Annotated in this window: 12 protein-coding genes; 7 read left to right on the top strand and 5 right to left on the bottom strand. The window is 70.4% G+C overall.

What is annotated here, in order from left to right:
* Positions 1 to 35 precede the first annotated feature (35 nt).
* On the top strand, positions 36 to 1,670 hold the full coding sequence (gene aceB, locus ACIQTP_RS42985) for a malate synthase A (protein ID WP_403410639.1): 1,635 nt from the start codon (positions 36 to 38) through the stop codon (positions 1,668 to 1,670).
* Between the two features lie 13 nt (positions 1,671 to 1,683).
* Here aceB and ACIQTP_RS42990 read toward each other — a convergent pair whose 3' ends face one another.
* Positions 1,684 to 1,959: a SelT/SelW/SelH family protein gene (locus tag ACIQTP_RS42990; protein WP_054237070.1), complete on the bottom strand. Its 276-nt coding sequence runs from the start codon at positions 1,957 to 1,959 to the stop codon at positions 1,684 to 1,686.
* Positions 1,956 to 2,870, bottom strand: coding sequence for a HipA family kinase (locus ACIQTP_RS42995; protein WP_403410642.1), 915 nt, complete (start codon positions 2,868 to 2,870; stop codon positions 1,956 to 1,958). The genes ACIQTP_RS42990 and ACIQTP_RS42995 overlap by 4 nt, the downstream gene beginning before the upstream one ends.
* A gap of 237 nt (positions 2,871 to 3,107) precedes the next feature.
* Here ACIQTP_RS42995 and ACIQTP_RS43000 point away from each other — a divergent pair, with 237 nt between their 5' ends.
* The 6 genes from ACIQTP_RS43000 (at position 3,108) to ACIQTP_RS43025 (ending at position 9,261) form a co-directional block, all read left to right on the top strand.
* Positions 3,108 to 3,311: a hypothetical protein gene (locus tag ACIQTP_RS43000; protein ID WP_403410645.1), complete on the top strand. Its 204-nt coding sequence runs from the start codon at positions 3,108 to 3,110 to the stop codon at positions 3,309 to 3,311.
* Between the two features lie 393 nt (positions 3,312 to 3,704).
* Positions 3,705 to 4,172: an NUDIX domain-containing protein gene (locus ACIQTP_RS43005; protein ID WP_403410648.1), complete on the top strand. Its 468-nt coding sequence runs from the start codon at positions 3,705 to 3,707 to the stop codon at positions 4,170 to 4,172.
* On the top strand, positions 4,169 to 6,160 hold the full coding sequence (locus ACIQTP_RS43010; RefSeq protein WP_403410651.1) for an ABC transporter ATP-binding protein: 1,992 nt from the start codon (positions 4,169 to 4,171) through the stop codon (positions 6,158 to 6,160). Before ACIQTP_RS43005 ends, ACIQTP_RS43010 begins: the two co-directional genes overlap by 4 nt.
* On the top strand, positions 6,157 to 6,795 hold the full coding sequence (locus ACIQTP_RS43015; protein ID WP_403410654.1) for a methyltransferase domain-containing protein: 639 nt from the start codon (positions 6,157 to 6,159) through the stop codon (positions 6,793 to 6,795). The genes ACIQTP_RS43010 and ACIQTP_RS43015 overlap by 4 nt, the downstream gene beginning before the upstream one ends.
* A 30-nt stretch (positions 6,796 to 6,825) precedes the next feature.
* A complete protein-coding gene (locus ACIQTP_RS43020) occupies positions 6,826 to 7,578 on the top strand; it encodes a class I SAM-dependent methyltransferase (protein WP_403410657.1) in 753 nt (250 codons plus the stop codon).
* 195 nt (positions 7,579 to 7,773) lie between these two features.
* The gene (locus ACIQTP_RS43025) at positions 7,774 to 9,261 is read left to right on the top strand and encodes an FGGY-family carbohydrate kinase (protein ID WP_403410660.1); all 1,488 of its coding nucleotides are present in this window, start codon (positions 7,774 to 7,776) and stop codon (positions 9,259 to 9,261) included.
* 324 nt (positions 9,262 to 9,585) lie between these two features.
* Here the strand turns inward: ACIQTP_RS43025 and ACIQTP_RS43030 are convergent, their stop codons facing one another.
* From ACIQTP_RS43030 to ACIQTP_RS43040, 3 genes are all read right to left on the bottom strand, one after another.
* Positions 9,586 to 10,740, bottom strand: coding sequence for a DUF3103 family protein (locus ACIQTP_RS43030; protein ID WP_403410663.1), 1,155 nt, complete (start codon positions 10,738 to 10,740; stop codon positions 9,586 to 9,588).
* Between the two features lie 290 nt (positions 10,741 to 11,030).
* A complete protein-coding gene (locus ACIQTP_RS43035; RefSeq protein WP_403410666.1) occupies positions 11,031 to 11,759 on the bottom strand; it encodes a FadR/GntR family transcriptional regulator in 729 nt (242 codons plus the stop codon).
* Positions 11,760 to 11,884: 125 nt separating this feature from the next.
* Entirely contained in the window at positions 11,885 to 12,376 is a 492-nt protein-coding gene (locus ACIQTP_RS43040; RefSeq protein WP_403410669.1) for a hypothetical protein, read from the bottom strand.
* Between the last annotated feature and the right edge of the window lie 110 nt (positions 12,377 to 12,486).

Raw genomic sequence — 12,486 nt, forward strand, 5'->3', positions numbered from 1 at the left:
CCCGGTGCCACGCTCGCTGAAGGAAGTGACAGCTCATGTCCGCACCAGCGCCGTCCCCGCTGGCCATCGTCGACGCCGAGCCCCTGCCCCGGCAGGAAGAGGTCCTCACCGACGCGGCCCTCGCCTTCGTGGCCGAGCTGCACCGGCTGTTCACGCCCCGGCGTGACGAGCTCCTCGCCCGCCGCGCGGAGCGCCGCGCCGAGATCGCCCGCACCTCCACGCTCGACTTCCTCCCCCAGACCGCCGGCATCCGCGCGGACGACTCCTGGAAGGTGGCCCCCGCCCCGGCCGCCCTGAACGACCGCCGTGTCGAGATCACCGGCCCCACCGACCGCAAGATGACCATCAACGCCCTCAACTCCGGCGCGAAGGTGTGGCTCGCGGACTTCGAGGACGCCTCGGCCCCCACCTGGGAGAACGTGGTCACCGGTCAGCTCAACCTGATCGACGCGTACACCCGCGGCATCGACTTCACCGACCCGAGGTCCGGCAAGTCGTACGCCCTGAAGGCGGACGACGAGCTCGCGACGGTCGTCATGCGGCCACGCGGCTGGCACCTGAACGAGCGTCACCTCGTCGACGCGGACGGCACGCCCGTCCCCGGCGCGCTCGTCGACTTCGGCCTCTACTTCTTCCACAACGCGCAGCGCCTGCTCGACCTCGGCAAGGGCCCCTACTTCTACCTCCCGAAGACGGAGTCGCACCTGGAGGCCCGCCTCTGGAACGACGTCTTCGTCTTCGCGCAGGACTACGTCGGCATCCCGCAGGGCACCGTCCGCGCGACCGTCCTGATCGAGACGATCACGGCGGCGTACGAGATGGAGGAGATCCTCTACGAACTCCGCGACCACGCCTCCGGGTTGAACGCGGGTCGCTGGGACTACCTCTTCTCCATCGTCAAGAACTTCCGTGACGGCGGCCAGAAGTTCGTGCTGCCGGACCGCAACGCGGTGACGATGACGGCCCCGTTCATGCGCGCCTACACCGAACTCCTCGTCCGCACCTGCCACAAGCGCGGCGCGCACGCGATCGGCGGCATGGCGGCGTTCATCCCCTCCCGGCGCGACGAAGAGGTCAACAAGGTCGCCTTCGAGAAGGTCAAGGCCGACAAGGACCGCGAGGCGGCCGACGGTTTCGACGGCTCGTGGGTGGCCCACCCGGACCTGGTCCCGATCGCGATGGCCTCCTTCGACGCCGTCCTCGGCGACAGGCCGAACCAGAAGGACCGGCTGCGCGAGGACGTGTCCGTCGCCGCCGGAGACCTGATCGCCGTCGACTCCCTCGACGCCAGGCCGACGTACGACGGTCTGGTCAACGCCGTCCAGGTCGGCATCCGTTATATCGAGGCCTGGCTGCGCGGGCTCGGCGCGGTCGCCATCTTCAACCTCATGGAGGACGCGGCCACCGCCGAGATCTCCCGCTCACAGATCTGGCAGTGGATCAACGCGGGCGTCGAGTTCGAGCACGCGGGCAACACCGTGAAGGCGACTCCGGAGCTGGCCCGCGAGGTCGCCGCCCAGGAGCTGGCGAACATTCGCGCCGAGATCGGTGAGGAGGCCTTCGCCGCCGGTCACTGGCAGCAGGCCCACGACCTGCTCCTGGAGGTCGCACTCGACGAGAACTACGCCGACTTCCTGACGCTGCCGGCGTACGAGCAGCTCAAGGGCTGACCTCCGCGGCGGCTCACTTGTCCGAGTGGCCCAGGGACCTTCCCGGGGCCACTCGGTCGCGTACGAGCTTCTTCACGGCCGTCGGTTCCGGGAAGCCCTGCTCGCGCCGGTCCCAGACCACCTCGTCGTTCACGCGGACGACGAACACACCGCCGGTGCCGGGCTTCAGGGACAGCTCGGTGAGTTCCGTCTCGAAGGTGGTGAGCAGCTCCTGGGCCAGCCAGGCCGCGCGGGGCAGCCAGCGGCACTGGGTGCAGTATTCGATCTGGACGCGCTGGACGTCTGTCATCCGAGGTGCACCGACCAATCCTGTTCCGCCGCCGGTTTGCCGTGCAGGTCGGGGACCCGCTTGAGCCAGTTCGGGCGGCCCTGCTGGGTTTTCGCCGCGCGGTCCGCGTCCTCGGCGGCGAGCTGTTCACGGCTCGGGAAGTCCGTGGGGAGCCAGGCCGCGGAGGCCTTCACGCGGGCGAGGAGATAGCGGACGTACGCCTCCCGCGCCTCGTCCGGGGTCGCGAAACCGGGTTCTTCGGCGAGCCAGGCGTCCGGCACCTCCGCGGTGACCTCGCGCAGCAGCTCCTCCGTCACCTTGGGCGCCAGTTCCGCGTCGGCGGCGCGGGTGTCCGGGGCATGGCCGCCGAGGGCGTGGCTGCGGAAGTCGTACGCCTTCTCCGGTGCCGAGGCGTCCCAGCGGTGGTGGAAGACGAGGGCGGCGCCGTGGTCGATCAGCCACAGCCGCGGGGGCGCGATGCCGAACGTCGGCCAGACCATCAGGTTCGAGCTGTGCATCGTACGGTCCACGTTGACCGTGAGGGCGTCGAGCCAGATGACCTTGCCCGCCTCCAGCGGGTCGACGGGGAACGTCCTGGCGATCTCCGGGGTGAAGTCCTTCGCGCCCGGCAGATAGTCCATGCCGAGGTTGAGGCCGGCGCTGGCGCGCAGCAGGTCCTGGACCTCCTGGTGCGGCTCGTGCTCGGCGACGGCCGGGTCGAAGTGGACGAGGACCAGCTCGGGGAAGCGCAGCCCGAGGGCGCGCGCGAGCTCACCGACGATCACCTCGGCGACCAGCGCCTTGCGACCCTGCGCGGAGGCCGTGAACTTCACGACGTACGTCCCCAGGTCATCGGCCTCGACGACCCCGGGGACCGAACCACCGGCCCGCAAGGGTGCGATGTAGCGGGTTGCAGTGACCTCTCTCAGCATTTTCTCAGGCCGTTCGTGTCTTTAGCCTTACAGTCCACGCCCAACCTCCGGCGTGCGCAACAGCGAGAAGTATCCATCATCAGCCCTGGGGAGAATCTGGGGAGTTTCCACCGGCATGCAGATCCCCCTGCCTCCCCAGCAGTCCGTCAATGGCCGTCCGGCCCCTGCTTCCGGCCTCCGGCATGAAGTGAGCATAGTAACCGAGGGTGATCGCCGGCGAGGAGTGCCCGAGCCACCGTGCCACCGTCACTGGGCCTCCAGGTCCGGGCCATGCCGCCCTTCCAACGCGTCCGATACGACATCCAGTGTGAGTCGATGCGCACCGGCCACGTCTACGGCAGCTTCCTGCGCCACGCCGTCGATCTGCGCCCGGAGCCGGCCCCTGCGATGGCCACGCCCACGCCTGGCAATCCCCCACAGGAGGTACCGGAACCCACATGAGTGATCGAACACAGCGTCACAGCAGGCCACCCCCGGCCGCGCACGGAGAAGCCCGAATATTCGAAATCGGGTTCTAGATTTCGCCCTCCCACACCCGTGACGGCGACAGGAAACCCCCCGTTACCCGATCACCTGTCCGCATCTGACCCCGAGGAGCACCCATGCATCCCGTACGCCGCCCTGCGCTCGTTCATCCTGCGTTCGAAAGCACCGCTGCCTCCTCGGACACCACCGGCCGCCCTGCCGCTGGCTGCGCCGTCTTCCTCGACGCCGGGGCACGACCGGATACGAGGTACCTGGCATGACGGACTCCCCACGCCTCCCGGAACCTCTCGCCTCCTGGGGGGAACCGGTCCTGGGCCCCCGCAAGCGACTGATGCAGGAGGGACGGCGTTGAGCAGAACTCCTCACCCGCTGATCGCGGACGTGGCCCAGATCCTGCTCCGGGCGAACGGCGCCGTCCTGTGCGTGCGCCGCAAACCCAACACGGACCTGGCACCGGGACAACTCACCGTTGTCGGAGGCCATTTGGAGGCAGGCGAACCGCTGGACCGCGCGGCACGGCGCGAAGCGAAGGAAGAGACCGGCGTCCGCATCAGCGCCGACCAGCAAGAGTTCGGCGGGCTCGTCCACCACCACGAGCCCGGGGGCACGGATCGGATCACCGCCGTGTTCGTCACCCAGTCCTGGACCGGCGCACCGCACAACGCCGAGCCGGACAAGCACGAAGGGCTGTTCTGGGTGCCGATGGAGAAACCCCCGCCGGACTGCCACCCCTACACCGTCGCCATCTTCCACATGCTCACCCACGGCCCGTCGTACCGGGCCCTGAACTGGCCCACCTCGGGAGGCGCCCGGTGAAGAGGTTCTTCGGACCGGTGAAGATGGCCGAACCCCAGGTCTCCGACGCCGAACAGGAGCTCTTCGGCGGACCGCTGCGCTACGACATGGGCTGGTCCCACCATGAGCACGCGGGCCTGGACCTGACCATGATGTCAGCGCTGCGCTCCATGCCGGCCCTCGTCGGCACCACCCTGCGCATGGCGTGGAGCGCCGACCGGCGGGCGCTGCTCGCCGTGGCGGTCAGCGAGATCGGCCAGGGCATCGCCGCGGCCGTCGGCCTGCTCGCCATCAACGCCGTCATGCATGCCCTGCTCGCCGGGAGCGGCGACGCCGCCCAGCGGCTGCACGCGCTGCTGCCCGGGCTGCTGGCCGCCGCCGCCATCGGTGTGGTCAACTCCGCCCTCTCCGCGTGGTCGACCTCTCGCGCCGGGCGCCTGGAGCCGATGGTCGAGCGGATCGCCACCACCCAGTACCTGGCCGCCGCCGCGAGTGTCGAGTTGGAAGCCATCGACGACCCCGACTTCCGGCGGCTCCTCGACGTCGCCCAGTACGGTCCGGGCTCCGCCCGCCGCATGATCGGGGCCTGCGTCGCCGCGCTGAACGGCCTCATCTCCCTGATCACCACCGCCGGCGTCCTCGCCGTCCTCCACCCCGTCCTGCTGCCCATGCTGATCCTCATCGCCGCCCCGCGCGGCTGGGGCGCCATGCGCGTGGCCCAGGAACGGTACGTGTCGGTGATGAGCTGGATCGAGCATGTGCGGGCCAGCCGACTCATCGGCAACCTGCTCACCGAGCGCAGCGCCGCCCAGGAGGTCCGCCTTCACGCTGTCGGCGCCTTCCTCCTCAGCCGCTACCAGCGCATGGCCGAGAGCGCCGAGGCCGAACAGGAACGCCTCGCCTCCAACAAGGCCCTGACGGAGTGGATCGCCTCCGCGCTGTCCGGCCTGGCCATGGCCGCGACATACGGGGCCATGTTCTGGCTGATCCTGGCCGGTCACATGAGCCTCGCCATCGCCGGCACCGCCGTGATCGCGGTGCGGACGGGGTCGGCGAGCCTGGGCGCGCTGGTGATGAACATCAATCAGTTGCACGAGGAGTCCCTGTACGTCCGCGACCACGGCCGGTTCCTGGCCCAGGCAGCACAGCGCACCATCCCCGAGGGCGGCAATCCGGTACCCGAAGAGATCAGGGAGATCGTCCTCGACCGCGTCACCTACCGCTACCCAGACCGTGACACAGCTGCCCTGGACCAGGTGTCGCTCACCCTGCCGATGGGCTCGGTCACCGCCGTGGTGGGCGAGAACGGCTCCGGCAAAAGCACACTGATGAAGATCCTGTCGGGCATGCTGCTGCCCCAGGCCGGCACCCTGCGCTGGGGAGAGGCGGACATCAGCGACCTCGACCGCTCCCAGGTCTTCGAGCGCGTATCCCTGCTCACCCAGGATTTCCAGCGCTGGCCCGTGACCGCCGCGCTGAACATCCGCCTCGGCCGCCCCGCCCACGCCGCCACACCGCAGGATCTGCAGCCCTCCGTCGACTATGCCGGAGCAGGCCCGGTCATCGCCAAACTCCCCGACGGCCTGCGTAGTCTGCTGGCGCGCATGTTCCGCGGCGCCATCGAACTGTCCGGCGGGGAATGGCAGAAAGTGGGTCTGGCCCGCACGCACTGGCGTAGCTCGACATCGCAGGCGGACAGCGTCCTCATCGTCGACGAGCCCACCTCTGCCCTGGACCCCGAAGCCGAGATCGAAGCCTTCGACCGTATCCGCCGTCTCGCCGCTCCGAACAGGGCCGTCGTCCTGGTCACTCACCGCATGTCCGGCGTCCGCCACGCCGACCGCATCTACGTCCTCACTCACGGGCGCCTCGCCGAACACGGCACCCACGAAGAACTCATCGCCGCACAGGGGCGGTACGCCGCCATGTTCGACGCGCAGGCCGCCCAGTACGCCCCCAACGCCAGCATTCCGAAGCCCGCCGCACCCACCGTCGCGGATCCCGCATGACCCGCTCGACCGAAAGGCCCGCCGTGACGACATCTCCCACCACCGGCCTCGACGAGGCGGGCGCACTGCGCCACCAGCTGGCCGACCAGCTCGCCGGCGCCGGCCACATCCGCACCCGCGCGGTCGACAAGGCCCTACGCACCGTGCCCCGGCACGCCTTCGCCCCCGAAGTTCCTCCCCAGAAGGCGTACGCGAACGACACCGTCGCCACCTGCCCCGGTGACGACGGCCGCATCACCAGCTCCATCTCGGCACCCTGGCCGCAGGCCGACATGCCGGAAGCCGCCCGCCTCCAGCCCGGCCACCGCGTCCTGGAGATCGGCTCCGGCGGCTACAACGCGGCCCTGATCGCCGAACTCGTCGGCCCCACCGGCGGCGTCACCACCCTCGACATCGCCCAGGCCGTCACCGACCGCGCCACCCGCTACCTGGCCCAGACCGGATACGACCGCGTCCGCGTGGTCAGCGCCGACGCCGAGCACCTGCCCGTCGGCATCGTGCCGGACGGCGGCTTCGACGCCATCCTGGTCACCGTCGACACCTGGGACCTGGCGCCTCGGGCCTTCGCCCGTCTCGACGCCATCGAGCGGGCCCGGCGCGGCGAAGGCCCGGCCTGCCTCATCACCCACACCTGACCGCGTCGCGCAGCCCACCGAGGAGACACCGTGCCCGTCGAGGACATCAACACCCAAGCCTGGACCGTCTACGGCAAGCGCCAGCTGGCCCGCGCCTACATGCCGCCCATCCCCGACCGCCTGGCCTGGACGCCCTGGGAGGGGGTCGGACCGGGTGCGGAAGTCCTCGGCGACATCACCGGCCGACGTGTCCTGGACATCGGCTCCGGGGCCGGCCACCACGCCGTGCATCTCGCCAGGGCCCACGGCGCTCGCGTCACCGGGATCGAGCTGTCGCCGACCCAGCACGAACGCGCCGCCTCCACGCACGCGGATGTTCCGGATGTGGAACTCGCGCAGGGGGATGTGGCCGAGTACCTCGCCGAGGCTGAGCCGTTCGATGCCGCGTACGCCATCGGCACCCTGGCATTCATCGATCCGCACCGCGTGCTGCCCGCACTGCGTGACGGCCTACGCCCTGGCGCGCCGCTGATCCTCTCACTCCTGCACACCGACCTCCACGGGCGCGGCCCGTCCACGGAAGTGGCACCGCGCGAACAGATGATCTTGCTGCGTGACGACCCGCCCCTGCCGTCCCAGATGTGGGTCCTTGCACCGCAGCTGTGGGAGGACCTGCTCACCGAGTACGGCTTTCGCGTCGAGGCCATCGATCTGCTGCACCACCCCGAGGAGAGTGCCCCGGTCATCCAGCAGCTCATCCGGGCCCGCCGCCTGCCCGACCGTCCTGTGGTGGCAACGTCCGGGACCACGGCGTTGTCGCCGCACGCGGAGCAGGAGACGTAGAACGTCTGAAGTCCGTGTACTGGGCGCTGATCCGGTATTCGGGTTCTGCCATGGAGCCCCGGGGGGACGCCGCCAAGCGCTCGTCCGAGGTACAGATGTGACGACATCTCCGGCAGCCGTCCGGCTGAACCGCGGCCGGCCGCCGGACCGAGCGACAACCTACGGTGGCGCACCCGGCGCCAAGGGAGGCAGTACATGATCGACGTCGTCTTCGGAGTTGACGTTGGCACCTCCAGCACCAAGGGCGTGGTGGTCGACACTGCCGGCCGCATCCTGGGTGAGGCCGTACGCGGTCACGTGGTCGGCCGTCCCCGGCCGGGGCACGTCGAGATGGACGCACATGTGTGGTGGGACGAGTTCGTCTCGCTCGCGACCGAGTTGCTCGATCGCGACGACGTCACCGTCCGCGCCGTCGGAGTCAGCGGCATGGGCCCGTGCACCCTTCTGGTCGATGACGCGGGAGAGCCGGTGCGTCCAGCGGTGCTGTACGGGGTGGACACCCGCGCCGAGGAACAGATCGCCCGGCTGAACCGGGAGTTGGGGTCAGACACCGTCTTTGGCAGGTGCGGTTCTGCGCTGTCGTCCCAGGCCGTCGGGCCGAAACTCGCCTGGATCCGCGAGCGGGAGCCCGGGTTGTGGGCACGCGCCCGCCGCCTCCTCATGCCCGCCTCGTGGCTCGTCCACCGGCTGACCGGCGCCTACGTGCTGGACCTGCATTCCGCCAGCCAGTGCACCCCGCTGTTCGACATCCACGAGCAGCGCTGGATCCCCGAGTGGGCCGAGCACATCGCACCCGGCATCGAACTCCCCCCGCTGCGCTGGCCGGGCGAGGAGGCCGGCCGGGTGCGCACGCCCGTCGCGGGCGTCCCGGCCGGGACGCCGGTCATCGTGGGGACGATCGACGCCTGGAGCGAGGCCATCAGCGTCGGCGGCCACGGCGTAGGCGACCTGATGCTGATGTACGGCACCACGATGTTCCTGGTGAACACCGTCGACCGGCTCGTGACCAGCCCGTCGATGTGGTCCACGGTCGGCGCTCTGCCCGGCACCCGTTGCCTGGCCGGCGGTATGGCCACCTCCGGAGCCGTCACCGACTGGCTCGGGCACCTCTTCGGCGACGTCGACCTCGGCGTGCTGTTCGACGAGGCGGCCGCCTCGTCCCCGGGTGCGAACGGCCTGGTGATGCTGCCGTACTTCGCCGGGGAACGGACACCCGTCATGGACCCCGACGCCCGGGGCGTGATCGCGGGCCTGACGCTGGGTCACACCCGGGCCGACCTGATGCGGGCGGCGCTGGAGGCCACCGCCTACGGTGTCCGTCACAACGTCGAGACGATGTTCGCGGCCGGCGCCGACATCCGGCGGATCGTGGCGGTCGGCGGCGGCACCCGGGGCGGACTGTGGCCTCAGATCGTCAGCGATGTCACCGGTCTCGAACAGGTCGTCGCCCGCACGACCATCGGTGCCAGCTACGGTGCCGCCTTCCTCGCCGCCGGGCTGATCGGCCGACCGGACATCGCGGCCTGGAATCCGGCGGAATCGGTGGTCCGGCCCGATCCCGCCACCGCGGGTGTCTACGACCGCCGGTTCACCCAGTACCGGGCCCTGTACGAGTGCACCACCGCGGTGACCCACGCCCTGGCATACGACCAGAACACCGGCCGTGAAGTAGATACCCCGTGACGTCGCCCTACGCCCTGCCCGCCCCGTTCCGTGTCCGGTCTCGAAGGTGCACAGCACCACCGGCTCGTCGGGAGGCGCGGCGAACCAGTCCAGTGCGGCTGTGCGCGCCTCGGCCTCCCGGCTCCCGGAACCTCTCCCCACGACTGCCGTCCACGGTTTTCCCGCCGGCGCGGGGGAACCGGCTAGCGCCCCTCTTGGTCAGTGCCGGGCACGGCTGCGCCGTGGTGTCGGGGGCATGCGGCCTCCGGCACGACGGCCGTGTCCTCGGCGCGGACCGGCGCGTTCACCGAGGTGCGGCGGCCGGTCCGCGCTTGCGCGCGAGGTCTAGAACTCCTCGACGAAGTAGGGCTCGACGGTCATCCAGCCGTTGCCCGAGGCGCCGTTCAGCCGGCCCGAGGAATTCTGGGCGAGGGTGTACCAGGACTCCACGTAGTCGGGGTCGTCGGTGAACCAGCTGTCCGGGATCGCGCTCAGGAGCGCGTTCACCAACGGGATGTAGGTGCCCTGGTCGGTCACGGTGAGCAGCGCCGTGGTGATCGCCTGTGCCAGCGCACGGTAGTTGGTGCCGTCGTCGTCCTCCATCATGACGACGTCGGCCAGGTTGTACTTGTAGTTCGACCAGTTGACCAGGATCTGGTTCGGGTAGTAGACGGTGCCGTCGTAGTCCAGGTAGGGCATGTCCACCGAGTCGACGCGCGCCGTGCCGTCCTGACCGAAGCCGGTCACCAGCGAGAACATCTCGGCGGAGCCCTTGAACCAGGGCTCCTGGTCGTCGTTCACCTCGACGGCCGTGACCTTGGTCGCCCACCCGCCCGCCGCGGCGGCGTGGGCGCTGTTCGCGGCCTTGGACGGGAGGGAGGTCAGCCCCTTGTCGGCGAAGGCTTTCTGCAGCACCTTCAGGCCGGCCCGGTGAGCCTTGGTGACGTCGATATCCAGGATGTACAGCGGGCGGTCCGGGACGCGCGCGGTGTCGACGGCGTGGGCGTGGCCCTGGCTGTCGTAGGCCGTGATGCTCTTGGCGTCGTCGGCGGCCGCGGCAACGGCGATCCAGGGGGTGACATCGGCGTTCAGACGCGACCGCATGGACGGCGAGCCCAGCCGAACGCGCAGCAGCGACCCGGTCGACGCGGGCAGGCCCTTCAGGCCCGCGATGCGACGGTCCGCGGCGGAGACGGAGGCGAACAGGTTCTTGCCCTCCGGAGCGGCGGTCCTGCCCGCCAGCGCCCGGAGGTCCACGTCCTCGGTGCCGAGCGCGGCCGCACGGACCTGCGCGCGCCACTGCGGGTCGCGCAGCGAGGCGGACAGCGCCCGCGCGATCTCCTGCTCGGTCGACCGCATCGGAGACTTCCGCAACGGCGTGGCCTGGTCCCCCGCGTCCCGCACCGGCTCGGCGATCGCCGGCTGGACGGTGCCACCGATGACCGCGGACAGCAGCACGCCGATGAGGACGCCGCGTCTCTTGCTTGATCTGCTCACCATGCTCCTTGTGTTGTCGGTCGCCGCCGCGCCCACGGTGAACGGGCGGCCGTCCTGGGGGTGATGGGCCCGGATTGCCTCGGGCACCTGAGGGGTCGCAGCCGCACACCTGGTCCCACCCCGTCGGGCGTTCACCAGGGCGCCAGCGTTGACCTATGCATGACAATGGAGGAAGCGTGGGACGACCGGGCATCCGTGCATGATCGGGGCCACTCCGGGGCCCGGCCGCTTCGCCGCACACACCTCGCCTCGACGGGAGCCGGCGGGCCCGGAGTCGCCGCCGGGAAGCGCGGCTACCGGGGACCGTCGGCGGTCGACCGTCCGCGAGAACTGCTCAGCGAACCGAGCATGATCTTCTCGGTGCCGGCCAGATACGTCTCCGCCGCGCGCCGCGCCTCCTCGCCGTCCCGGTCGACCACGGCCCGTACCACCGGCGCGAGCCGGTCCGTCGCCCGCGCCGCGTCCTCGAACGGCGCCCGCAGCGAGGCCCGTACCGGAAGATAGGCGTTGAACAGCGTGTTCGTGAGGAGCAGGTAGACCCGGTTCCCCGTGGCCCGCGCCAGTTCGCGGTGCACTTCCACGTCGGCGAGCTGGACGGCGTCGGCGTCCGGGCCTTCCGCGACCTGACGCAGCAGGTGTTCCAGCCGCCGGGCCTGTCGTTCCGTGCGCCGGTCGGCCGCGCGGCCGGCGATCAGGGTGCCGATCTGCCGTCGCACCTCGAAGACCTCCCGCAGCCACGTGGGGTCCTGTGCGGCCAGCATCGGAAGCAGGTCGGCGCCGCCGACCCGCAGGTAATCCAGGATGCGCGTGCCGATGCCGTGCCGAGTGCTCAGCAGTCCCGCCTGCTCCAACCGGGTCAGCGCGTGCTTCAAGGTCGTACGGGTGACCCCGTACCCGGCGGCCAGCTCCCTCTCGGGGGGCAGCAGGGATCCGGGTTCGTGCGTGCCGCTCAGAATGTCGTCACGCAGCCGCGCTTCAAGCAGGTCGACCACGGTTCGGCGCAGAATGCTTTCGACGGCCACGGAGGATCTCCCAGGCTTCGGTCAATGGTTCAGCGGCTCACTGGTCTAGTGGCCCACTGGTTCAGCGACTTCTTGGTCTAGTGGCTCAGCCACTGCCCCAGTGAAGCAGCCCCCCGACCGCCACGTCAATTACCTGATGGCGCAGAGCAGTTGGGCACGGTCCGCGTGGAGAGAACCAGCGCGCGGACGAGCTGTGTGGGCCTGGGCCTCCTCTGGAGCCGGTCCGTCGGCGTCGCGTCTGCGGGGCGCGCGTGCGTCGCCCCGTGGGGCGCAGGGCCCTGCGACGGGTCGCACCCCGGGGTTCGGGGCAATGCATCAAGGACACCGGGTGGACTGGCTGTTGAGAGAGTCCCCGGGTGGAGCGAGGCCAGGCCGGCGCGGCGAAAGGCCGGAACGGGCTGCCCCGTCGGGCTGGTGCGGGCGGCGGGTTCCTCACCGAGCGGGACGGACTCGGCCAGGTCGACGGCGGCGTAGTCAGCCAGCAGGAGCACGGCGAGGTCGGCCAGTTCCCGGCTGGTCTGCGTCACGTCCAGGGTGCTGCCGATCAGGGTGCCGGCCTCGCTGAGGATGGCGAGGCGCTCGCGGGCCCGCTGGTCGCCGGTGACATCCACGCTCATTTGGACCGCACGGCAACCACTGGGCGCTTAGTACGACCTTCGGGTGAGAGTTGCTGCCAATGAACTAATCCGCCGGCGGTATTCGCGCAGGATTCCGGAGTGCGGCCTGT

This window comes from Streptomyces sp. NPDC090798 (assembly GCF_044768965.1).
Lineage (GTDB): Bacteria > Actinomycetota > Actinomycetes > Streptomycetales > Streptomycetaceae > Streptomyces.

Coding starts and splice junctions, on each gene's coding strand:
- ACIQTP_RS43025 (WP_403410660.1), top strand. CDS start 7,774: ATGATCGACGTCGTCTTCGGAGTTGACGTTGGCACCTCCAGCACCAAG.
- ACIQTP_RS43015 (WP_403410654.1), top strand. CDS start 6,157: ATGACCCGCTCGACCGAAAGGCCCGCCGTGACGACATCTCCCACCACC.
- ACIQTP_RS42995 (WP_403410642.1), bottom strand. CDS start 2,870: ATGCTGAGAGAGGTCACTGCAACCCGCTACATCGCACCCTTGCGGGCC.
- ACIQTP_RS43040 (WP_403410669.1), bottom strand. CDS start 12,376: ATGAGCGTGGATGTCACCGGCGACCAGCGGGCCCGCGAGCGCCTCGCC.
- aceB (WP_403410639.1), top strand. CDS start 36: ATGTCCGCACCAGCGCCGTCCCCGCTGGCCATCGTCGACGCCGAGCCC.
- ACIQTP_RS43030 (WP_403410663.1), bottom strand. CDS start 10,740: ATGGTGAGCAGATCAAGCAAGAGACGCGGCGTCCTCATCGGCGTGCTG.
- ACIQTP_RS42990 (WP_054237070.1), bottom strand. CDS start 1,959: ATGACAGACGTCCAGCGCGTCCAGATCGAATACTGCACCCAGTGCCGC.